Source organism: Stutzerimonas kunmingensis, from assembly GCF_032106285.1.
Classification (GTDB): Bacteria; Pseudomonadota; Gammaproteobacteria; order Pseudomonadales; family Pseudomonadaceae; genus Stutzerimonas; species Stutzerimonas kunmingensis_B.
Genome location: NZ_DAMCPO010000007.1, coordinates 691 through 21,154, shown reverse-complemented (window position 1 = coordinate 21,154; position 20,464 = coordinate 691). Strand labels below are relative to the sequence as shown.

At 56.7% G+C, this 20,464-nt stretch carries 23 protein-coding genes and 3 tRNA genes; 15 read left to right on the top strand and 11 right to left on the bottom strand.

Annotated elements, in window-relative coordinates; genetic code table 11:
• The first annotated feature begins 197 nt into the window (after positions 1–197).
• A complete protein-coding gene (locus tag RT582_RS07540; RefSeq protein WP_313477048.1) occupies positions 198–542 on the top strand; it encodes a YggL family protein in 345 nt (114 codons plus the stop codon).
• Here RT582_RS07540 and RT582_RS07535 read toward each other — a convergent pair.
• The 6 genes from RT582_RS07535 to RT582_RS07510 form a co-directional block, all read right to left on the bottom strand.
• On the bottom strand, positions 526–1,620 hold the full coding sequence (locus RT582_RS07535) for an FUSC family protein (RefSeq protein WP_313477047.1): 1,095 nt from the start codon (positions 1,618–1,620) through the stop codon (positions 526–528). The genes RT582_RS07540 and RT582_RS07535 overlap by 17 nt on opposite strands.
• Before the next feature lie 5 nt (positions 1,621–1,625).
• Positions 1,626–2,957, bottom strand: coding sequence for a deoxyguanosinetriphosphate triphosphohydrolase (locus RT582_RS07530; protein WP_278414124.1), 1,332 nt, complete (start codon positions 2,955–2,957; stop codon positions 1,626–1,628).
• Positions 2,958–3,121: 164 nt separating this feature from the next.
• The gene (locus tag RT582_RS07525; protein WP_278444507.1) at positions 3,122–3,442 is read right to left on the bottom strand and encodes a hypothetical protein; all 321 of its coding nucleotides are present in this window, start codon (positions 3,440–3,442) and stop codon (positions 3,122–3,124) included.
• A complete protein-coding gene (locus RT582_RS07520) occupies positions 3,439–3,819 on the bottom strand; it encodes a phage holin family protein (RefSeq protein ID WP_278444505.1) in 381 nt (126 codons plus the stop codon). Before RT582_RS07520 ends, RT582_RS07525 begins: the two co-directional genes overlap by 4 nt.
• A 14-nt stretch (positions 3,820–3,833) precedes the next feature.
• A complete protein-coding gene (locus tag RT582_RS07515; RefSeq protein WP_003298345.1) occupies positions 3,834–4,235 on the bottom strand; it encodes a DUF883 family protein in 402 nt (133 codons plus the stop codon).
• Between the two features lie 201 nt (positions 4,236–4,436).
• Positions 4,437–5,711 (bottom strand): OprD family porin, encoded by a 1,275-nt coding sequence (locus RT582_RS07510; protein ID WP_090523278.1) that lies wholly within the window; start codon positions 5,709–5,711, stop codon positions 4,437–4,439.
• 422 nt (positions 5,712–6,133) lie between these two features.
• Here RT582_RS07510 and RT582_RS07505 point away from each other — a divergent pair, with 422 nt between their 5' ends.
• Positions 6,134–6,379 carry a glutaredoxin family protein gene (locus RT582_RS07505; protein WP_104097365.1) on the top strand — a complete coding sequence of 82 codons (246 nt, stop codon included), beginning with the start codon at positions 6,134–6,136 and terminating at the stop codon, positions 6,377–6,379.
• 83 nt (positions 6,380–6,462) lie between these two features.
• Here RT582_RS07505 and RT582_RS07500 read toward each other — a convergent pair.
• From RT582_RS07500 to mobA, 3 genes are all read right to left on the bottom strand, one after another.
• Positions 6,463–6,539, bottom strand: a tRNA-Pro gene (locus RT582_RS07500).
• 154 nt (positions 6,540–6,693) lie between these two features.
• Positions 6,694–6,915 carry a YgdI/YgdR family lipoprotein gene (locus RT582_RS07495; protein ID WP_313477046.1) on the bottom strand — a complete coding sequence of 74 codons (222 nt, stop codon included), beginning with the start codon at positions 6,913–6,915 and terminating at the stop codon, positions 6,694–6,696.
• 45 nt (positions 6,916–6,960) lie between these two features.
• Complete coding sequence (mobA, locus tag RT582_RS07490; protein ID WP_313239633.1) at positions 6,961–7,566, bottom strand: molybdenum cofactor guanylyltransferase MobA; 606 nt, start codon at positions 7,564–7,566, stop codon at positions 6,961–6,963.
• 230 nt (positions 7,567–7,796) lie between these two features.
• Here mobA and RT582_RS07485 point away from each other — a divergent pair, with 230 nt between their 5' ends.
• Positions 7,797–8,828 carry an acyltransferase family protein gene (locus tag RT582_RS07485; RefSeq protein WP_313477045.1) on the top strand — a complete coding sequence of 344 codons (1,032 nt, stop codon included), beginning with the start codon at positions 7,797–7,799 and terminating at the stop codon, positions 8,826–8,828.
• A 74-nt stretch (positions 8,829–8,902) separates the two neighbouring features.
• Here the strand turns inward: RT582_RS07485 and RT582_RS07480 are convergent, their stop codons facing one another.
• Complete coding sequence (locus tag RT582_RS07480) at positions 8,903–9,220, bottom strand: I78 family peptidase inhibitor (protein WP_185743965.1); 318 nt, start codon at positions 9,218–9,220, stop codon at positions 8,903–8,905.
• A gap of 185 nt (positions 9,221–9,405) precedes the next feature.
• On the opposite strand from RT582_RS07480, the gene RT582_RS07475 reads away from it, so the two are divergent.
• On the top strand, positions 9,406–9,807 hold the full coding sequence (locus RT582_RS07475; RefSeq protein WP_003298355.1) for a PA2779 family protein: 402 nt from the start codon (positions 9,406–9,408) through the stop codon (positions 9,805–9,807).
• Entirely contained in the window at positions 9,804–10,757 is a 954-nt protein-coding gene (locus tag RT582_RS07470) for a PA2778 family cysteine peptidase (RefSeq protein ID WP_312168146.1), read from the top strand. The genes RT582_RS07475 and RT582_RS07470 overlap by 4 nt, the downstream gene beginning before the upstream one ends.
• Before the next feature lie 6 nt (positions 10,758–10,763).
• Here the strand turns inward: RT582_RS07470 and RT582_RS07465 are convergent, their stop codons facing one another.
• Positions 10,764–12,047, bottom strand: coding sequence for an NAD(P)/FAD-dependent oxidoreductase (locus tag RT582_RS07465; protein ID WP_313477044.1), 1,284 nt, complete (start codon positions 12,045–12,047; stop codon positions 10,764–10,766).
• 168 nt (positions 12,048–12,215) lie between these two features.
• Between RT582_RS07465 and RT582_RS07460 the strand changes: the two genes are divergently transcribed.
• From RT582_RS07460 to RT582_RS07415, 10 genes are all read left to right on the top strand, one after another.
• Positions 12,216–12,292, top strand: a tRNA-Val gene (locus RT582_RS07460).
• Positions 12,293–12,519: 227 nt separating this feature from the next.
• Positions 12,520–14,442: a threonine--tRNA ligase gene (gene thrS, locus RT582_RS07455; RefSeq protein WP_313477043.1), complete on the top strand. Its 1,923-nt coding sequence runs from the start codon at positions 12,520–12,522 to the stop codon at positions 14,440–14,442.
• On the top strand, positions 14,442–14,993 hold the full coding sequence (gene infC / locus RT582_RS07450; RefSeq protein ID WP_172602761.1) for a translation initiation factor IF-3: 552 nt from the start codon (positions 14,442–14,444) through the stop codon (positions 14,991–14,993). Before thrS ends, infC begins: the two co-directional genes overlap by 1 nt.
• A 62-nt stretch (positions 14,994–15,055) precedes the next feature.
• Complete coding sequence (gene rpmI, locus RT582_RS07445) at positions 15,056–15,250, top strand: 50S ribosomal protein L35 (RefSeq protein ID WP_003289526.1); 195 nt, start codon at positions 15,056–15,058, stop codon at positions 15,248–15,250.
• A 27-nt stretch (positions 15,251–15,277) separates the two neighbouring features.
• A complete protein-coding gene (rplT, locus tag RT582_RS07440) occupies positions 15,278–15,634 on the top strand; it encodes a 50S ribosomal protein L20 (RefSeq protein ID WP_003282569.1) in 357 nt (118 codons plus the stop codon).
• A 173-nt stretch (positions 15,635–15,807) separates the two neighbouring features.
• Complete coding sequence (pheS, locus tag RT582_RS07435) at positions 15,808–16,812, top strand: phenylalanine--tRNA ligase subunit alpha (RefSeq protein WP_058064614.1); 1,005 nt, start codon at positions 15,808–15,810, stop codon at positions 16,810–16,812.
• A gap of 31 nt (positions 16,813–16,843) precedes the next feature.
• Positions 16,844–19,222 (top strand): phenylalanine--tRNA ligase subunit beta, encoded by a 2,379-nt coding sequence (pheT, locus tag RT582_RS07430; protein WP_313477042.1) that lies wholly within the window; start codon positions 16,844–16,846, stop codon positions 19,220–19,222.
• A gap of 3 nt (positions 19,223–19,225) precedes the next feature.
• Positions 19,226–19,528: an integration host factor subunit alpha gene (gene ihfA / locus RT582_RS07425; RefSeq protein WP_003282572.1), complete on the top strand. Its 303-nt coding sequence runs from the start codon at positions 19,226–19,228 to the stop codon at positions 19,526–19,528.
• Positions 19,509–19,865, top strand: coding sequence for a MerR family transcriptional regulator (locus RT582_RS07420; protein ID WP_003298372.1), 357 nt, complete (start codon positions 19,509–19,511; stop codon positions 19,863–19,865). Before ihfA ends, RT582_RS07420 begins: the two co-directional genes overlap by 20 nt.
• Before the next feature lie 85 nt (positions 19,866–19,950).
• A tRNA-Pro gene (locus RT582_RS07415) sits at positions 19,951–20,027 on the top strand.
• The last annotated feature ends 437 nt before the right edge of the window (positions 20,028–20,464 follow it).

Sequence of the window (20,464 nt, the reverse complement as noted above, 5' to 3'; positions counted from 1 at the left end):
GAATGCGGGCCATTATGCCCGTGCTGTAGAGGCGTCGTGCCTCTATCCGATAAGCGTAGCTGCGGTACACAGGTTACTGCAAAGACAGATGCGCACCAGGCTGCGATGAGCTCAACCGCTGCTGTCGGTCATCGCCTTGGCGCGGGGTTGCTGTTAGAGTGCGCGCCGTCATCAAGTAGAAAAAGGATCGCCCCCAAATGGCTACCAATCGTTCGCGTCGCCTGCGTAAGAAACTCTGTGTCGATGAGTTCCAGGAGCTCGGCTTCGAGGTCAATCTCACCTACCGCGAAGGTATCGAAAGCAAGGCTGTGGACGACTTCCTCGAAGCTTTTATCAGCGAAGCGATGGAAGCCAATGCACTCGGCTATATCGGTGGTGAAGACTACGGTTTTGTCTGCCTTGGCCGCCGTGGCTCGGTCAGCGAAGAGCAGCGTGCAAAGGTCGACGCCTGGTTGAAAGGCCGCGGCGAGCTGGCTGAGTACAGTGTCAGCCCGCTGATGGACGTGTGGTATCCGGAAAACCCGATCAGGGCTGAGAAGTAGTCTCTTCGTCTGATCGCTGCGATGCTGCCCGCTGGGCCTTCCTGCGCGAACGCCTGGCCAGCAGCATCTGCAATACGTGCATCAGTGTTGCGATGAATAGCGCCACACCTACACCAATGGCAGCATTGATGAGCCGTATCTGCGGCAGGTTCCAGTCCTGGGCCAGCGTCTCTGCCAGCAGCAGGAACAGCAGCGTGGTCTGCAGGACGAATAGCCCATAGTGATTCGCCTGAAACGCTCTGCCCAGCACGATAAGCGGCAGCAGGATCATCACCATCAGTGGCGGGTCGGCCAGGCCGTGGCCAATGTAGATCAGTATGGCCGCAGCCGCCAATATTCCCAGGCTGGCCTGTAGCGCCCGCACCAGACTCCGCTCCAGATCCATCTGCAGCGTGGTGAACACCGCCAGCGTCAACCAGTAGCCTCTTGGCAGTTCAGCCATATTCACGATCACCCCACCCAATGCTCCGGCCAGGATGTAGGTCAGGGCGTGCACACGCCATTGCCGGATCGGCGTTCGGCGAGCGTGCCTGCGCAGCACCCGCAGGATGCTCATAAGCCGCGGCATATATGGCCACATGCGCAGCCCATGCATCCCCCGCAGGCCGAAGGCGAGCAAGGTAACCCAGAGTCCCCCGAGCGCGAAAAGAAAGGCTATGGCGTACGGGTTGTTGAAATCGCCAATGCCGTGCTGCCCTTGGCCGAGGCAGAGGCAGATCGCCAAACCGATACCGAGCTTTCCCGCTTCGCTGCCGTAGCGCTGTAACCAGGCCAGCAGCAGGCCGTAGAAGGCGAAAAGGCCGAGACTGATCAATGGATGAGTCGCCGACCAGAAGCCCAGTCCGGCACTCCCGGCGCCCAGCGCGATGAGTAACAGCATGCGCAGCATGCCGAAGCGATGAAGTGGGTTGGCTTTGGCCGCCTGAAAGGCGCCGACCGTTGCCCAGAGGAAGCCGGGATGGCCGCTGAACAGCCCCAGCAGCAACGGCAAGGCGCAACCAAAGCCGGCCACCATGGCAGCGCCCCAGGCGGGGTGCACAGGGTGCCAGTGGATGCTTTGCCGCAGCAGGCGCTTCATGTGGGTCAAACCGGGCTGGAGCGGCCGGTCATCTCGCCGGCCATCTCCGTGGCGTAGCTATCGGTCATGCCTGCGATGAAGTCGATCATGCGCAGGAACGACTGATAGAGCGGTAGCTCGGGCGAGGGCGCGCTGCGTCCGAGCAGGTCGAGGATCCGCTGATTCTTGAACGAGGGGGTGCCGCCGCGATGTTGTTCCAGTGCTGCGCCGCAAAATGCATTGAGCAGTATTTCCAGCGTGGTGTAGGCGCCAATCTCGTGCAGGGTTTTGCGCTTGTCCTGAAAAATCTTCTCCCGCGCCATCGCCTTTGCCTGCAATACGCACTCTTTGGCCGGACCATGCATATGCTCGACCAGGTCACCGTGCAACTCGCCACGAAGCAGGTTGCTCTGCTGCTCGACGAAGGCACCAGCGGCCGCATTGGTCAGGTGTTCGATCGCCTTGCCGCGCAGAATGGCCAGTTTGCGCCGCCTTGAATCCCGCGGGCCCAGCTGACGATAGGTTTCCGGAATGTCATCGCCCACCAGAGCCAGTAACAGCGCTTCGACTTCCGAATATTCCAGCAGCTCCATCTCGAGGCCATCTTCCAGGTCGATCAGGCCGTAACAGATGTCGTCTGCTGCCTCCATGAGATAAACCAGAGGATGGCGAGCCCAGCGTTGCTCAGCGACGTTGGGTAGGTTCAGCTTCTGTGCGATCTGCTCGAGCAGTGGCTGCTCATTCTGATAGCACCCGAATTTGTGCTTCTTGTACCCCAGCGCCTCTGCATGGCGTGAAGTCCAGGGGTACTTGAGATACGTGCCGAGGGTGGCGTAGGTCAGTCGCGTTCCACCGTCGAACTGGTGGTATTCGAGTTGCGTAAGCACTCGAAATCCCTGTGCGTTGCCTTCGAAGTTGAGAAAGTCCGCGCGTTGCGCGTCGCTCATATCGTCGAGCCATCCGCGCCCGGCGGCTTGCTGGAACCAGCAGCGAATGGCGTCCTCGCCGGAATGGCCGAAGGGCGGGTTGCCGATGTCGTGGGCCAGGCAGGCTGACTGGACGATCATCCCGAGGTCGGCTGGGCTGCACCATTCGGGTAGGTCATCGCGCAACACTTCACCGACACGCATGCCGAGCGAGCGGCCAACACAACTCACCTCAAGGGAGTGCGTAAGGCGGGTATGGATGTGATCGTTGCTAGATACCGGATGAACCTGAGTCTTGCGCCCGAGCCGGCGAAATGCACCGGAAAAAATGATGCGGTCATGATCCTTGTGAAAAGGGCTGCGGCCCAACTCGTCGCTACTGTGGGCGGATTTGCCGAGTCGTTCGCGGGTAAGCAGTGTGTGCCAGTCCAAGGACCATCTCCGTATTGCCATTAGCGGGCTGGTGCAAAGCTACCACAACTGCCGAATCGCTGATCGGTGCTGGCGCATTAGAAGGATAACCAGTTCAGAGGCGTGGCAACCTACCCGCGGTTGGCCGCGGGTACAGTGTTGTTCAGCCAGGGTAGGCGGCTGGGCTAGTGCAGCTTTTCCCGCAGCTTTTGCTGACCCTTGATTAGCGGATACAGCGTCAGCGCCACGCGAGCCAGCTTTCCCATTTTCCCCATCCTGCGTCCGAACAGCGCGAGTACGACTGTCGCGGCGATCATCATCGGTCCCTTGCCGGAACTGTGTTCGCTTGATGATCGACGCGAACTTACGAAGCTCTTCATCTGCTGCAGTGGATGTGAAAGGGGCTGCGCGTGATAGAGCATCTGTTGACGGTGCATTTCCATGCGCAGTCGCACCAGATCCTTGCGCATGCTCAGATCATTCGATGTGCTCAACGGTTGGCTCATGGCAGTAATCGCTCCCGGTTGCGCTCCAGTTCTTCAAGCGTGGCCTGGAACGGTGCGGCACATTGTTTGGCGAGCGAAGCGGCCCGGCTCACGCAGATGATCATCACGACCGCATAGATCGCGCATAGCGTGAGAATCGCCGCGATGGGGTGAGTCTCCCAAAAGGCGATAACGATCGCTGCGGAAAGCCCTACCAGAATCAATAAGCCGAGAATCAGGCTGATCCCGGCCAGTAGAAATAGCCGAAAGGTACGGGCTTTCTCCTCCTGAACCTCGATGCCAGCCAGTTCGAGATGTCCTTGAAGCAGGCCGACGAATGCGCCGCCCAGCTTCTTCAGCGATGGCTTGGGGGCTTCGGTGCCGGGCTTCGCTTCCATTGCTGGCTCTCCCATCAGCGGCGTGAAATCAGACCGAGCAGAAAGCCGACGCCGGCAGCGATGCCGATCGATTGCCAGGGATGGGTGTGTACATATTCCTCGGTGCACTGGATGGCAGCCTGACCCTGCTCGCGCATCGAGCCTTCCCGCTCCTTGAGCATTTCACGAGCCTTGGCAATGTTTGCGTTGATCTTGCTGCGCAGCTCTTCGGTTTGGCCGCCTGCGGTTTCCTGAGTGTGCTTGAGCAGACGCTCAGTGTCGCCGATCAGAGTATGAAACTCTTCAATCAGTGCGTTCTGCGCAGCTTGCAGGTTGCGGCGATGGGCGGATGTATCGATCAGGGGGCGGGTGCTCCCAGCGGGACCTTCAGGAATTGGGGTGTTATCGCTGGTGCCGAAAGTGGACTCGGTAGACATGCGCAGCTCCTCTTGATTCTTCGGGGCAAAAGGCCCCGTTGCCTCAAGTTTCGAGCATTGCGCCTCGTTAAAGGTTCCCCGCTTCGTTGAGCCGTGTAGACAGCTTCAATCGCGTGGTTCTGGCAATAACGGCAAGGGAAAAAAAGAAAACCCGCCGAAGCGGGTTTTCCTGTCTACAGCAACGAGTGCAGTAGCCGCTATTTACATCAGCGGGATGGTGTAGCTAACGATCAGGCGGTTTTCGTCAACGTTGTTGCCGCGAGCAATATTGCCCCGGGCAGTTGCGTTACGCCATTTCACGTTCAGGTTCTTCAGCGCACCTTCCTGGAAGGTGTAGCCGATGTCCATGTCGCGTTCCCAGATCTTGCCTTCGGACTGACCTGCGCCACGCTCGACGTTGTCGCCGGTTACATAGCGAGTCATGAAGGTAAGGCCAGGAATGCCTACAGACGCGAAGTTGAAATCGTAACGTGCCTGCCAAGATTTCATGTCAGCGATAGCGAAATCATTGATCTGGACATAGTTGACGAGATACGGATCTGTAAATTCGCCGACATATGCAAAGCCAGTGTCGCCGCTCATCTTCTGATAGCCAAGGCCAAAGCTGTGGCCGCTAAGTGAGTAGGTGAGCATCGCGCCCAATGCGCGGTTATCGACGTTCGAGGAGCCGTCTTCAGAAGAGCGAGCATAGCGCAAATCGGTCTTGAGAGATTGCTTGTCGCCCAGCGGAAGTACATGCACCAGGTTGGTCGAGTGCTGCTTGTAGACCTCTTCCAGATTACTGTAATAGTAAGAAGCGGTGAGATCGTCGGTCAGCTTGTAGCTACCACCTGCGAAGATGAAATCATCCACATCGCTGGCGTCGATACCGGTTTCGCCTACAGCCGCAGCCTTGCCGCCGTAAGCCAGTGCTTCGTTGTTGGAAGAGTCGCGATGGTTGGCGCGGTTCAGATAGCCGCCATCCAGCGTCAGGCCCTGGATCTCTTTGGAAACGATCTGTGCGCCTTGGAATGTTTGCGGCAACAGACGAGAGTCGCTCGACGAGATTGCCATGTTCTTCGGCTGCAAGGTACCGACCTTCAGGACGGTCTCGGATACTTTGGCCTTAGCGGCCAAGCCGAGCGAAGAATAGTCATCTGCTGGCTTACCGGAGTCTAACGGCAGCAGGCCAGTGCCAGTACGTCCGCCGCCAGAGTCGAGCTTGACTCCCACTAGGCCGAGAGCGTCAACACCGAAGCCTACGGTACCTTCGGTATAGCCGGATTCGACACGAAGCAGAAAGCCCTGAGCCCATGCTTCCGCTTTGCTGTTCTCAGTATTGAGATTCTCGCGGAAATCACGGTTGAAATAGAAGTTACGCAGTTCCAGACCAGCCTTGGTGTCTTCGATGAAGGCGGCTTGGGCCATTGTTGGGATAGCCAGTGTTGCTCCCAGAGTGGCGAGGGCCACGCCCCGGGCGATGGGGGTCTTGAGCATTTCTTATTTCTCCTCGTTGGATGATGCTCTGAAGTCGCTCTTTACGGCGCCATGCAATAAAACATTACAGAGGTTTTTCAACCTTTAGACTTTAGTCGCCAAGTCCCGCAAGTCAACGTGCTAGACGGTCGCGGGCATATCGTGCATGTGCGCGATATTCGTGTACGACCCGTAAAGTGGCACAAGACAACGGCCTGGCGGTTAAAGACTAAAGGGTGTGCCGGGCAATCTGCGTCGCAGCGGGTGGCAGCATCCTAGCGTTTTGCTCGGGCAGAGTCGAATGGCCATCGCATAATCGCCTGATGAGTGAGGTTGAATTCACATTTTTGTTGCTGGCGCGTCTGCCGACCGAAGTCATTTATCAATGGCGCGCCGAATAACGCTTGCTAGAATTCGAGCACATAACATTGCGAGAACGTCAGATGTTACCGGAATGCCAACTGTTCGGGACCTTGGGCTGCCATCTATGCGAGCAGGCCGAGGAAGTGCTCATGCCTTTGGTCGAATATGGGCTGCTGGTCGAGTTGATCGATATCGCTGAGCGCCCTGATTGGGTCGAGGATTATGGTTTGCGAATCCCGGTGCTTCGTCGCGTCGATACCGGTTCCGAATTGAACTGGCCGTTCGAGGCAGAGCAGGTGGTGAGTTTTCTTCAGGGTTCGACGTGATGTTGAAAAAATTACAGGCATAAAAAAACCGGCATGTTTGCCGGTTTTTTGTTCAGCTAAGCAGCTAGCTGAACAGCGGGATATGGTCGGAGCGACTGGATTCGAACCAGCGACCTTCTCGTCCCGAACGAGACGCGCTACCAAGCTGCGCTACGCTCCGAAGATGGCGCGCATTCTACAGAAAAAGTTTTGTTGCACAAGGTGTTAGGAGGGATTTTTTTAGGGCGCAGCCAGCCTTTTGCGAACTGCTGGCGGAACAACCGACCTTCGCGGCAGATAACCTAGGATCTATCTTGTGCGAAGGTCGACCTGGCTCAGAGTTCTCGTACGGTGCGAACCTGATCCTTGTTCACTTTGCCTGGCTTGCCATCGATTTGCTCATATTCGTAGAAGCCCGACTCGTCATCGAAATCGGGATGGTCCAGAGTTTGAATTTCACGACCATCGTTGAGCGTGATCACGCTGGGGTTCGCGCAGCCGGCAAGGACGGTAAAGCCCAGCGCGAGTAGCAGGGCGGGGATGAGGCGTGGTTGCATGACGCTGTTCCTTCTGCGGGTTCGATACCCATGGGACGAAACCCGCTAGGACGAAGTTCCCCTCGAGCCAGTGATCTTGAGCAGCTCCGGTGTATTCAGGTTGGCGAGGCGGGGGTCGCCCCGGTGTACCTCAAGCGCACGGGCGCCAAGATGAAGAAGTGCACGCAAAGGGCTGCGTTCTCCAGATTGCCAGCAAGCGTCAACTACGGCCTGTCGGCCGGTGGGAATTATGCTGAACAGGGGCTCCCACTGGCCTTCGCAGCTCAGCATGACTGGCCTGTCTGGCTCTTCGAGCGCGGTCTGGTAGAGCGACTGCAGCAAGGGGCGATCAATCAACGGGGTGTCGCACGGCAGTACGAGCATCCAGGCGTTGCGAGCAGCTGCAAGACCGCTGCGTATTCCTGCAAGGGGGCCGGGGAATCCCTGCTCTTCATCGCTAATCAATCGATCGGCATAGGCCGAGTAGCGGGCTCGATTGCGGTTGCAGGACAGCAGGAGGTCGTCTGTCAATGGCCGAACGGTCTCATGCAACCATGCAATCAATGGGCGTCCCTGCCATTCGACCAGTCCTTTGTCCTTTCCTCCCATGCGTTGCCCACGGCCACCCGCCAGAAGCAGGATGGAGCAGGAAGGCAGTAGCGGGTCGGGCATATCATCGCTCCAGAAAAGATTGCATATAGCGCTCGGGCTGGCGGTCGGGCAGCGTGCGCACGGGAGGTGTGGAGGCCAGGCGCTCGGGTTATTGGAATCTGTGTCGCGCTTCGGCGACCCAGGAGTGCTTCAGCTAAACCAATGAAAAATCCTGTTGTCTATCTCCTCCATCCACTTTCTCTGGAAGCGGGTGCCGCCTGCTCATTGGCTGATACAAGGAGAACAATCAAATGCAGGAGAGAAACGTTTGGGTTGATTATGCCAAGGCGATCGGAATCATTCTTGTTGTCTACGGGCATGTCGCGCGAGGCGTATTCAATGCCGGGTTGCCGATGGATGAGGCGCGATTCGTGCTGGTCGACAGCATCATTTACAGCTTTCACATGCCGCTGTTCTTCTTCCTGTCGGGTTTATTCTTCTTCGATTCGTTGCAGAAGCGGGGCCGGGGCGGGTTGATCATCAACAAGGTCGACACAATCGTCTATCCCTTTATTGTCTGGTCTTTACTACAAGGTCTGTTCGAAGTCGTCCTGTCGAATTACACGAACGGTCAGGTCAACTTGGTTGAGGTGTTCTCGTTGCTCTGGATGCCGCGAGCGCAGTTCTGGTTCCTGTACGCTCTGTTTCTGGTGTTCGTGGTTTGTGCGTTTCTTTATGCGCGAGCAGATCGGCGCTATTTCCTGCCATTCGTGGTCCTGTTTGGCTTGCTGTATGTCTTCCAGCAGGATCTGACGGTAAACAACATGACCCGCTTTATCCTGGGCAATACCGTCTTCTTTGCATTGGGCGTCTGGTTCAACGAGGTCAAGACGTTCTTCCTTGCGCGTTATACCCAGCTGACACTATTTTTTGGTGCGCTGTTCATCCTGGGGCAGTACCTGTTTCATGTGACCTTCGGTCTGAACTATGCCGATGGGGGCATGGCGGTACTCGCGCTTGCAACCATATCCATCTTCTTCATGATCGCGTTGTCGATGTGGCTAGGTCAGTTTCGCGTGGATTGGTTTCTGTTCATCGGCGTTTCGTCGATGACGATCTACCTGATGCATATTCTGGCCGGTAGCGGGGTGCGGGTAATACTCAGCAAATTCCTCGGTATTGATTCAATCACAGCGCATCTGGTTATCGGAACGCTGATCGGTACGGCGGCTCCGTTGTTGGCGCAAGTCGTGATCAATCGCTACAAACTGTACTTCTTGCTCACCCCGCCCAAGCAGATTTCGGCATCTCAGTTCCATATGCGCAAGGCTGTTGCCCACTAGCGCGGCCCTGTCATGCACCGACGCAGATACCGCTCAGCAAGCCATGCTTGCTGAGCGGTATCGCGCATGCGGTATTAGCCGCAGCCGATGCGCTCTATGGTCATATCCTTGTCGGTATAGATATTCAGTCTCTGCGAGTTGTATTCCAGCGTGACGATATCGTCTGGCCGCAGGACCCGCGCGGTGATTGCCCCGGATTGCTCCCTTGCTCGTTCAAGTATTTCTGGCGTGACGGTTTGGCCGGTCAAGCTTGCCACGGCATCGGCGTTGCACCGTCCGACTGACTCAGTCGGGCTGCTGTTTGACGGTGCTGTAGAAGTCGTTTGACAGCCTGTCAGTACAAATGCGGCCGAGGCTATGGCAATTGGTAGGGCTCGTTTGATGCGCTGCACAGCGTCTCCTTTTTCGTCTGGTTTGTCGGAGCGCAACTACTATCAAAGATACGGGCATGCCGATAGGCCTCCATGCCAGTTGGAAAAAGCAGCTGTGGATGGGAACCGAAGCGGCGTTGGCTCGTCTTAATGGCTGATGGCGCTTTGCAATCCCCCTGGCTGCAAGAAAAATAAGGAGTTCCGCTATGTTCAATTCCCCCCTACTCAAGCGTGTCGCTACGGTGCTAGCTGCTCTGCACTTGCTTCTGGTAGCTCAAGTTCCGCTGGCACAAGCTGCGATGATCGGCACGCCTGAGGTTGTTGCTGAACATCAGCAGCAGGTCGATCGGCAACAGTTGCTGACGATGCTGGATGATCAGGATGTGCAAAAGAAGCTGGAAGCGATGGGCGTCGAACGTGATCAGGTTGAAAAGCGCATCAACGGCCTGACGGCAGCGGAACTGGCCCAGTTCAATCAGCAACTTGATCAGGCCCCCGCAGGGGCAGGCGTTGTCGGCGTGATCGTGCTGTTCCTGGTGATCTTCATCATCACGGATATGCTCTGCGCCACTAACATCTTCAACTTCGTCAACTGCATCAATCGTTGAGCCAGCGGCTACTCATACTGCTCCTGATCGGTCTGCTCGGGGGCTGTGCGCGAACGACGGTTACGCTTGTCGATCATGCTCAGCTCCCGACAAGAGCCGAGTTGGTGGACGTTCCGTTCTACCCGCAGGAAGACTACCAATGCGGACCCGCTGCATTGGCAACCATGCTCGTCCAGCGTGACATCGAAGTAACGCCGGAAGCGCTTGTAGAGCAGGTCTACATTCCCAAGCGCAAAGGCAGCTTGCAGGTGGAGATGGTTGCTGCCGCCCGTTCTGCTGGGCTTCTTGTATATCCGCTGCAGCCTAGTCTCAGTGATCTTCTTGCCGAAGTCGCGGCGGGCAACCCGGTTCTGGTTCTACAGAACCTCGCTTTCGATCGTTGGCCCCAGTGGCATTTTGCCGTGGTGGTGGGCTATGACCTTGCAGGTCAGAAAATTGTGCTTAGGTCTGGTACTACCAAGCGTTTGGTGGTGAGTTTTCACGAGTTCGAGCGCTCGTGGCGCAAGGCGGAGCGCTGGGCCGTGCTTACTTTGCAGCCACAGCGGATACCACAAACTGCGCAAGAAACTGTCTGGCTGCGCAGTGCCAGCGATCTGGAAGAGGTTGGGCAATTGCGCGCGGCTCGGGTGGCGTACGAAGCCGGCGCGAAGCGCTGGAACTCAGCGCTCACGCAGTTTGCTTTGGCGAACAGTCAGTATGCGGCTGGAGAAACGGCTGCGGCTGAGGAATCGTTACGGCTCAGTGTTCGTCTCGACCCGGGCTTCGCCATTGGCTGGTTCAATCTATCGCAGGTAATGGCTGAGAAGGGTTGTGACCTGGGTGCTCGCCAAGCACAGGCCTGTGCCGTGCAAATGGATCCGGATGATGATCGGCTCAGGGCGCCGCTGCCGGCCCTGGAGGGCAAGCGGGCGGCGCAATGCTTGCCGAGCCCGCCATGCGTGTCCAAGTGATTTCGGTCAGAAGCCAAGCCTGTCGCGCAGGTTGTAGTACATCGCTCCGAGAGCGCTGAGCGGTACCTGAAAACGCTGTCCTCCAGGGAAAGGGTAGTGAGGCAGGCTGGCGAGCGCATCAAAGCGCTCTGCCTGGCCGCTCAGGGCCTCGGCGATCACCTTTCCAGCAACATGTGTATAGGTGACGCCATGGCCGCTACAGCCCTGCGAGTAGTAGATGTTGCTGCCCAGCCGTCCCACCTGGGGCAGCCGTGAAAGCGTCAGCAGGAAATTGCCTGTCCAGGCAAAGTCGATCTTCACTTTTTCCAGCTGCGGAAAGGTCTTCAGCATCTTGGGCCGTATGATCGATTCGATGTCGGCGGGATCACGTGCGCCATACACTACGCCGCCCCCGTAGATGAGCCGTTTATCCGCTGAGAGCCGGTAGTAATCAAGCAGATAATTGCAGTCTTCTACGCAATAGTCCTGAGGCAGAAGGCTGTTCGCGAGTTCATCATCAAGTGGCTCCGTCGCGACCACTTGTGTGCCGCAAGGCATGGATTTGGCAGCGAGCTCGGGAATCAAATTGCCAAGATAGGCGTTGCCTGCTACCACGACGAATCTTGCGCGCACGGCCCCCTTTGGAGTGTGCACCAGCGGTGCGTCGCCATATTCGATGCGAAGCGCGGGGGATTGCTCGAAGATGCTGCCTCCCAGTGATTCAACAGCTTCTGCTTCTCCGAGTGCCAGATTGAGAGGGTGGATATGGCCGCCTTGCTTGTCGAGCATACCTCCGGCATAGCTCTCGCTAGCGACCACTCGCTGTATGCCTTGTTTATCCAGTAGCTCGAGGTGCGGGTAGCCATATCTTTCCCACAAGGCCTTCTGTGCTTCGAGGTGGTGCATCTGCTTCTGATTGAAGGCGGCAAATACGCCGCCGTCTTTCAGGTCGCACTGAATGCCATAGCGTGCTACACGTTCACGGATAATTCGTCCGCCTTCGAATGCCATATCCCCGATCAGCTTCGCTGCCGAGGCGCTCGCGCTGCGCTCGATGCTGTCAAGGTCTCGGCTGTAGCTGTTGACGATCTGCCCGCCATTGCGCCCAGAGGCGCCGAAGCCGACCCTGGCTGCTTCCAATATGATTACGCTGAAACCCTTTTCAAGAAGAAACAGGGCCGTCGACAGGCCTGTGTATCCGGCGCCGATCACGCACACGTCGGCCTGCTTGTTTTCCTGAAGTTCTTGTCGAACACCTGTCGCGTTGGCCGTCGCTGCGTAGTAGGAAGCGGGATAATTGTTGTGCGGCATCTTGGATTCTCTGTTCTGAATTTTTTACGCATCCTAGCGCTTGACCCTGTAGCTCGCCAGCGTCGCAACATTGCAAGCAGGAATTTTCAAAATTTCCAGATATCAGTGAGTTAGAAGAAAAAACCGCTTGACTCTTTTTTTCTTGGCTTTAGAATGCGCCCCCATCGAAGGCACATAGCTCAGTTGGTTAGAGCACCACCTTGACATGGTGGGGGTCGTTGGTTCGAATCCAATTGTGCCTACCAATTCGAATAAAAGGGTCGCTTGCGCGACCCTTTTTTTTGGCTTGCTTGTCAGAGGTCGGGGTTTCTGAAAGCATCGCCAGTCTTATTTTCCTCCAGTGACTTCGGTTCGGTCGGGTGAGCCTCAGGCTCCTGCCATTGTGCGGCAGGTGTGCTCGCTGAATCGCTTTACTGGCTCATCCCAACCCATGTGGCCTTTGGTACGGGTCACCACTAGGAGAGGAGGCGCCATGCCCACCATTACTCTTCCCGATGGCAGTAAGCGTTCGTTCGATCATCCGGTTACTGTGGCCGAAGTGGCTCAGTCCATTGGTGCTGGTCTCGCCAAGGCGACCGTTGCCGGTAAGGTCGACGGTAAGCTGGTCGATGCTTGTGATCTGATTGAAAAAGATGCAGCGCTGCAGATCATCACGCCGAAGGATGAGGAAGGGCTGGAGATCATTCGCCACTCCTGTGCGCACCTTATCGGGCATGCTGTGAAGCAGCTCTACCCGACCGCCCGCATGGTCATTGGGCCGGTCATTGATGAGGGCTTCTACTACGATATCGCCTACGAACGTCCTTTCACTCCCGATGACGTTGCTGCCATCGAGCAGCGTATGAAAGAGCTGATCGATCGCGACTACGACGTCATCAAGAAGGTGACGCCGCGAGCGGAGGTGATAGATGTATTTGCCTCGCGCGGCGAGGATTACAAGCTTCGTCTGGTCGAAGATATGCCCGACGAACAGGCGATGGGCTTGTATTACCACGAAGAGTACGTCGACATGTGCCGTGGTCCGCACGTGCCGAATACACGCTTTCTGAAGTCTTTCAAGCTCACCAAGCTGTCTGGTGCCTACTGGCGTGGAGATGCGAAGAATGAGCAGCTCCAGCGCATCTACGGTACGGCTTGGGCCGACAAGAAGCAGCTGGCTGCTTATATCCAGCGTATCGAGGAAGCTGAAAAGCGCGACCACCGCAAGATCGGCAAGCGTCTGGATCTGTTTCATACCCAGGAAGAGGCGCCTGGGATGGTGTTCTGGCATCCCAATGGTTGGACGCTGTATCAGGTGCTAGAGCAGTACATGCGGCAGGTTCAGCGCGAAAACGGTTACCTGGAAATTAGGACGCCGCAGGTGGTTGATCGCGTGCTCTGGGAGAAATCCGGGCATTGGGCGAACTACGCCGAAAACATGTTCACGACTGAGTCGGAAAGTCGTGATTACGCGATCAAGCCGATGAACTGCCCCTGCCATGTGCAGGTTTACAATCAGGGCTTGAAGAGCTATCGCGAGCTGCCGCTGCGGCTAGCGGAATTTGGCGCTTGCCACCGTAATGAGCCGTCTGGTGCTCTGCACGGCATCATGCGGGTGCGAGGCTTTACTCAGGACGATGCGCACATCTTCTGCACCGAAGAGCAGATGCAGGCTGAGTCGGCGGCGTTCATCAGGCTGACGCAAGCGGTGTATGCCGATTTCGGTTTTTCGGATATCGAACTGAAGCTGTCGACCCGTCCCGAGAAGCGTGTCGGCTCCGATGAGCTTTGGGATAAGGCTGAAGCGGCGCTGGCGGCGGCGCTGGAAAGTGCTGGGCTGCCGTACGACCTGCAGCCGGGCGAGGGGGCTTTTTATGGCCCCAAGATCGAGTTCTCCTTGCGCGATTGTCTGGGCCGTGTATGGCAGTGCGGTACCCTGCAGCTGGACTTCAATCTTCCGGTGCGGCTGGGCGCAGAGTATGTCAGCGAGAATAATGATCGGCAGCACCCGGTCATGCTGCATCGAGCCATCCTCGGTTCGTTCGAGCGTTTCATTGGCATTCTGATCGAGCATTACGAGGGCGCTTTCCCGGCCTGGCTTGCGCCGACGCAGGCGGTGATCATGAATATCACCGACAAGCAGGCCGCTTTTGCCGCTGAAGTCGAAAAAACGCTCGTCCAAAGCGGGTTTCGTGCCAAGTGCGACTTGAGAAACGAAAAGATCGGCTTTAAAATCCGCGAGCATACTTTGCTCAAGACTCCTTATCTCTTGGTTATCGGGGATCGGGAGGTTGAGACACGATCCGTTGCTGTGCGCACCCGTGAAGGCGTCGATCTGGGCTCTATGCCCCTCGAGCAGTTCGCGCAGATGTTGACACAGGCGGTTTCCCGGCGTGGTCGCCAAGAATTGGAGTAATGACTATTAAGCGTGAAATGAGACAGGATAAACGAGCTGCACCCAAGGCCCCGATCAACGAGAATATCTCGGCTCGTGAGGTCCGTTTGATTGGTGCTGACGGCGAGCAGATTGGCATCGTCTCGATTGATGAAGCGCTGCAAGTAGCTGAAGAAGCCAAGCTGGATCTGGTTGAAATTTCCGCCGATGCAAATCCTCCGGTATGTCGGATCATGGATTACGGCAAGCATCTGTTTGAGAAGAAAAAACAGGTTGCTGCGGCGAAGAAAAACCAGAAGCAGATTCAGGTTAAAGAAGTAAAATTTCGTCCAGGGACGGAAGAAGGGGACTACCAGGTCAAGCTACGCAACCTGGTGCGTTTCCTGAGTGACGGGGACAGGGCCAAGGTATCTTTGCGATTCCGTGGCCGTGAGATGGCCCATCAGGAGCTGGGGATGGAGCTGTTGAAGCGGGTCGAAAACGATCTCGCTGAATATGGCTCGGTCGAACAGCATCCGAAGATGGAAGGACGCCAGCTGATCATGGTCATCGCTCCCAAGAAGAAAAAGTAACCCCCAGGGCACTGGCAGGCCTTGCGGTTATTTGTAATCACCCACAATGTGGAGTACCGAACATGCCAAAGATGAAGACTAAAAGTGGTGCTGCGAAGCGCTTCAAGAAGACTGCTAACGGCTTCAAGCACAAGCACGCTTTCAAGAGCCACATCCTGACCAAGATGTCCACCAAGCGTAAGCGTCAGCTGCGCGGTTGCTCGCAAGTGCACCCGTCCGACGTTGCAAAAGTGGAGCGCATGCTGCGCGTTCGTTGATCCGGTCAAGACTCAGAGGAATAACTCATGGCTCGTGTTAAGCGTGGCGTCGTTGCCCGTCGCCGTCACAAGAAAATTCTGAAACTCGCCAAAGGCTACTACGGAGCGCGTTCGCGTGTATTCCGCGTCGCCAAGCAGGCGGTAATCAAGGCTGGCCAGTATGCCTACCGCGACCGCCGTCAGCGCAAGCGTCAGTTCCGCGCTCTGTGGATCGCTCGTATCAATGCTGGTGCTCGTGTTAACGGTCTGTCTTACAGCCGTCTGATCGCCGGTCTGAAAAAGGCGGCCATCGAGATCGACCGCAAGGTTCTGGCCGATCTGGCAGTGAACGAAAAAGCGGCGTTTGCTGCGATTGTCGAGAAAGCCAAAGCTTCTCTGGCTTAAGCCCCGACAATCCGGACTCTCGGGTTCGTTGCAACGTCATCAATAGGGGAAGAGCCTTGTGCTCTTCCCCTATTTCGTATCTGAGAAGGGGCTTTTGCAAAAGGGCGCTTGGCAGTCGGTCGCTACGGGACGATACCAGCGCGGTTCTGCAAGAACCTCTGGAGGTTATGTACATGGAAAATTTGGATGCACTGGTCTCGCAAGCGCTTGAGGCTGTGCAACGAAGTGGAGACATTGCGGCTCTCGAGCAGGTGCGCGTCCAATATCTGGGTAAGAAGGGCGAGCTCACCCAGTTGATGCAAACCCTGGGGAAGCTTTCTGCTGAGGAGCGGCCGCAGGCTGGTGCGCTGATCAATGCCGCCAAGAGCAGTGTTCAGGATGTCCTGAATGCTCGCAAGGCTGACCTAGAGAAGGCTGCTTTGGATGCCAAATTGTCAGCCGAGCGAATCGATGTGACACTGCCTGGGCGCGGACAGGCAAGCGGGGGATTGCATCCAATCTCTCGGGCTTTGGAGCGAATGGAACAAATTTTTAGTCGCATTGGCTATAGCGTTGCCGAGGGGCCTGAAGTTGAGGACGACTATCACAACTTCGAGGCGCTCAACATTCCTAGCCACCATCCCGCACGGGCAATGCACGATACCTTCTATTTCAATGCCAACACGGTTCTTCGTACGCATACGTCCTCGGTACAGGTTCGGACAATGGAGTCGCAGCAGCCGCCGATACGCATTATCTGTCCAGGTCGCGTATATCGGTGCGACTCTGATCAGACGCATTCTCCGATGTTCCATCAGGTCGAAGGCTTGTTGATCGACGAGGGCGTCAGTTTTGCGGACCTTAAAGGCACTATTCAGGCTTTTCTGCGAGAGTTCTTTGAGGCTGATCTTGAGGTGCGTTTCCGTCCTTCATTCTTCCCTTTCACCGAGCCGTCGGCCGAGGTTGATATTCGGCGGGTCATAACCAAGAACGGCGAAACCAAGTCGGATTGGTTGGAGGTTCTGGGTTGTGGGATGGTGCATCCGAACGTGTTGCGAATGTCTGGAATCGACCCGGATAGGTATCAGGGCTTCGCTTTCGGAATGGGTGTCGAGCGGCTTGCAATGTTGCGCTACGGGGTCACGGATCTGCGTATTTTTTTCGACAACGATCTGCGGTTTCTTGAGCAGTTCCGCTAAGAAATGACGCTGTAGTTTCCAGGAGAACAGCATGAAATTCAGTGAACAATGGCTGCGGAGCTGGGTAAACCCGCAGGTTTCCCGCGAGGAGCTGGTTGCTCGTCTGTCCATGGTGGGGCTTGAGGTTGATGCTGTGACGCCCGTTGCTGGCAGCTTCAGCGGTGTGTTTGTCGGTGAGGTCCTCGAAACTGTGCAGCATCCTGATGCCGACAAGCTTCGGGTCTGTCAGGTCAGCAATGGAAGTGAAACCTTTCAGGTTGTGTGCGGAGCGCCGAATGTGCGGCCTGGCCTGAAAATCCCCTTTGCGATGATCGGCGCTCAGTTGCCGGGCGACTTCAAGATCAAGAAGGCCAAGCTCCGCGGTGTCGAATCCAACGGCATGCTTTGCTCGGAAACCGAGTTGCAGGTGGGTAGTGACGATAGCGGCCTGATGGAGCTGAGCGGCGACGCGCCGGTCGGTGCCGATGTTCGTGAGTATCTCGGTCTTGACGATGCAAGCATTGAAATCGGTTTGACCCCAAACCGCGGTGATTGCCTCTCCATCGCTGGCTTGGCTCGTGAAGTTGGCGCCATTTATGACTCAGTGGTGAGTCCGGTGCAATTCGCCGTGGCCCCGCTGCACCATGACGACACCTGTCCAGTCGAGGTCCTGGCTCCCAAGGCATGCCCGCGTTATCTCGGGCGTGTTGTCCGTAATGTTGATCTGTCGCGCCCGGCGCCGCTTTGGATGGTTGAGCGTCTGCGCCGCTCCGATATCCGTAGCATTGATGCCATCGTCGATGTAACCAACTACGTAATGCTCGAACTGGGTCAGCCCCTGCATGCCTTCGACCTTGCCGAGATCAAGGGCGGTATCCGGGTTCGGATGGCTGAGGAGGGCGAAAAGCTCGTCTTGCTTGACGGTCAGGAGATCGCCCTGCGTGCGGATACGCTCGTTATTGCAGACCATCAGCGCGCTCTTGCCATCGCGGGTGTCATGGGTGGAGAGCACAGCGGCGTAAGCACCGCTACCCAGAATATCTTCCTCGAAAGTGCCTTTTTCGACACCATTGCGTTGGCCGGCAAAGCTCGTTCCTACGGTTTGCACACCGATGCTTCCCATCGCTACGAGCGGGGCGTCGACTCGCAGCTCGCCCGTCAGGCAATGGAGCGTGCAACGAGTCTGTTACTGGATATCGTTGGCGGCGAGGCGGGCCCGATCATTGAGGTGGTCAGCGAAGACGACTTGCCGAAAGTCGCTCCAGTAACTTTGCGCGCTGAGCGCATCAACCAGATGCTGGGGCTGGAAATGAATGGCGCCGAAGTGGTGCGCCTGCTGACATCCTTGGACTTGGTGGTTATCGAAGAGGCTAAAGGTCGCTGGCAGGTCTGTGTTCCGAGTCACCGCTTCGATATCAGTCTTGAGGTCGATCTGATCGAAGAGCTGGGTCGGCTGTATGGTTATGACCGCTTGCCCGTGCGTTATCCGCAGGCCCGGCTTGCACCTGAGGCAAAGCCCGAGGCTCGTGCCGAGCTACCTTTGCTTCGGCGTTTACTGGTCGCCCGCGGATATCAGGAGGCGATCACTTACAGCTTCATCGATCCCAAGCTGTTCGAGCTGTTCAGTCCTGACATGAAGCCGTTGCAGCTTGCCAACCCGATCTCCGCTGATATGGCGGCCATGCGCGCGTCGCTTTGGCCAGGGCTGGTCAAGGCGCTGCAGTACAACCTCAACCGGCAGCAACCACGTGTGCGTCTGTTCGAGGCAGGGTTGCGCTTTGTTGGTCAGTTACAAGAGCTTGAGCAGGAAAGTATGCTGGCTGGCGTGCTAACCGGGAGCCGTCAGCCAGAGGGTTGGACGAACTCGCGCGAGGCGGTGGACTTTTACGACATCAAGGCAGATGTCGAGGCGCTGCTTGCTTTTGCCGGAAATGCTGGCGTCTATCGTTTCGTTGCGGGAGAACATCCGGCACTGCACCCGGGGCAGACCGCGCGTATCGAGCGCGACGGCCGATTGGTCGGATTCGTTGGGAGTCTCCATCCTGAGCTGGCAAGCACTCTGGGTATCGATCAGCCGGTCTACATGTTCGAGTTGAAGCTTAGCGAGATTGCCGAGGGGCGGATGCCTTCCTTCACGGAGCTGTCGCGATTCCCGGAAGTCCGGCGTGACCTTGCTGTGCTGGTCGGGCGGGAGATCGCGGCCGAAGACATCCTGAGTTGCATTCGTGATGCTGCGGGCGAGAATCTGACAGACCTCAAGCTATTTGATGTCTATCAGGGGAAAGGTATTGATCCCCTTAGCAAAAGTATGGCAGTCGGCTTGACCTGGCAGCACCCATCGCGCACTCTAAACGACGATGAGGTGAACGGTGCGATGCAGAAAATCCTCACCTCCCTGGAAGAAAGGTTCAACGCCACGTTAAGGAAATAGCGTATGGGGGCTCTGACGAAAGCTGAAATGGCGGAACGTCTATATGAAGAGCTGGGCTTGAATAAGCGCGAGGCCAAGGAGTTGGTGGAGCTGTTTTTCGAGGAGATCCGTCAGGCGCTCGAGCATAACGAGCAGGTCAAGTTGTCCGGGTTCGGCAATTTCGACCTGCGCGACAAGCGTCAGCGGCCGGGTCGCAATCCGAAGACAGGTGAGGAGATACCTATCACGGCGCGTCGCGTGGTGACGTTCCGTCCAGGGCAGAAACTCAAAGCGAGAGTCGAGGCCTATGCTGGAACCAAGTCATAACGACGAGCTTCCGTCGATCCCCGGCAAGCGCTATTTCACCATTGGTGAGGTGAGCGAGCTTTGTGCGGTCAAGCCTCACGTGCTGCGTTACTGGGAGCAGGAGTTCCCTCAGCTCAATCCGGTTAAGCGGCGCGGCAACCGGCGCTACTACCAGCGGCAGGATGTCCTGATGATTCGTCAGATTCGTGCGCTGCTGTACGATCAAGGCTTCACCATCGGTGGCGCCAGACAGCGCATGTCCGGCGACGAAGCGCGCGACGACACCACTCAGTACAAGCAGCTCATTCGGCAGATGATCTCGGAGTTGGAAGAGGTTCTTCAGGTGCTGAGGAAATAGTCGATCTGGTATCTAAAAAACTTTCACATTTTCAGATGCTTAATGTATAGTTCGATCCGCTTTCAGCAGTGCTGTTGGCGTCAGTCGGGGCGTAGCGCAGCCTGGTAGCGCACTTGCATGGGGTGCAAGGGGTCGAGTGTTCGAATCACTCCGTCCCGACCAAAAAACCCTAAAAAATCCAGTCACTTAACGGTGACTGGATTTTTTTATGCTTGCTGTTTTCTTGGGGCGGTATTTTTTGTGCCACTTTTTGTGCCACTGATTTTTCCGGGGCGGACGGTAGGGCTAATGGCAATTTTTTCGAGTCCGACTGGCGAGGGTATTTGGCCTTTCTCCGCGATAGTCATTGCATCATGGATGCGGGAGTGCCTAATATGGATTCTGCTTGGGGTAAGCGTTAGTCCGGGGAAACCTGTACGCGACTTGGAATGTATTCCCCGCCTTGGCGGGGGTGAACGCAAATCCTGAGCAATCTGGGTTTGGCGTAGTGTGTATTCCCCGCCTTGGCGGGGGTGAACGTAAATCCTGAGCAATCTGGGTTTGACGTAGTGTGTATTCCCCGCCTTGGCGGGGGTGAACGTAAATCCTGAGCAATCTGG

Coding starts and splice junctions, on each gene's coding strand:
- RT582_RS07540 (WP_313477048.1), top strand. CDS start 198: ATGGCTACCAATCGTTCGCGTCGCCTGCGTAAGAAACTCTGTGTCGAT.
- RT582_RS07535 (WP_313477047.1), bottom strand. CDS start 1,620: ATGAAGCGCCTGCTGCGGCAAAGCATCCACTGGCACCCTGTGCACCCC.
- RT582_RS07525 (WP_278444507.1), bottom strand. CDS start 3,442: ATGAGCCAACCGTTGAGCACATCGAATGATCTGAGCATGCGCAAGGAT.
- RT582_RS07520 (WP_278444505.1), bottom strand. CDS start 3,819: ATGGAAGCGAAGCCCGGCACCGAAGCCCCCAAGCCATCGCTGAAGAAG.
- RT582_RS07515 (WP_003298345.1), bottom strand. CDS start 4,235: ATGTCTACCGAGTCCACTTTCGGCACCAGCGATAACACCCCAATTCCT.
- RT582_RS07510 (WP_090523278.1), bottom strand. CDS start 5,711: ATGCTCAAGACCCCCATCGCCCGGGGCGTGGCCCTCGCCACTCTGGGA.
- RT582_RS07505 (WP_104097365.1), top strand. CDS start 6,134: ATGTTACCGGAATGCCAACTGTTCGGGACCTTGGGCTGCCATCTATGC.
- RT582_RS07495 (WP_313477046.1), bottom strand. CDS start 6,915: ATGCAACCACGCCTCATCCCCGCCCTGCTACTCGCGCTGGGCTTTACC.
- mobA (WP_313239633.1), bottom strand. CDS start 7,566: ATGCCCGACCCGCTACTGCCTTCCTGCTCCATCCTGCTTCTGGCGGGT.
- RT582_RS07485 (WP_313477045.1), top strand. CDS start 7,797: ATGCAGGAGAGAAACGTTTGGGTTGATTATGCCAAGGCGATCGGAATC.
- RT582_RS07475 (WP_003298355.1), top strand. CDS start 9,406: ATGTTCAATTCCCCCCTACTCAAGCGTGTCGCTACGGTGCTAGCTGCT.
- RT582_RS07465 (WP_313477044.1), bottom strand. CDS start 12,047: ATGCCGCACAACAATTATCCCGCTTCCTACTACGCAGCGACGGCCAAC.
- thrS (WP_313477043.1), top strand. CDS start 12,520: ATGCCCACCATTACTCTTCCCGATGGCAGTAAGCGTTCGTTCGATCAT.
- infC (WP_172602761.1), top strand. CDS start 14,442: ATGACTATTAAGCGTGAAATGAGACAGGATAAACGAGCTGCACCCAAG.
- rpmI (WP_003289526.1), top strand. CDS start 15,056: ATGCCAAAGATGAAGACTAAAAGTGGTGCTGCGAAGCGCTTCAAGAAG.
- rplT (WP_003282569.1), top strand. CDS start 15,278: ATGGCTCGTGTTAAGCGTGGCGTCGTTGCCCGTCGCCGTCACAAGAAA.
- pheS (WP_058064614.1), top strand. CDS start 15,808: ATGGAAAATTTGGATGCACTGGTCTCGCAAGCGCTTGAGGCTGTGCAA.
- pheT (WP_313477042.1), top strand. CDS start 16,844: ATGAAATTCAGTGAACAATGGCTGCGGAGCTGGGTAAACCCGCAGGTT.
- ihfA (WP_003282572.1), top strand. CDS start 19,226: ATGGGGGCTCTGACGAAAGCTGAAATGGCGGAACGTCTATATGAAGAG.
- RT582_RS07420 (WP_003298372.1), top strand. CDS start 19,509: ATGCTGGAACCAAGTCATAACGACGAGCTTCCGTCGATCCCCGGCAAG.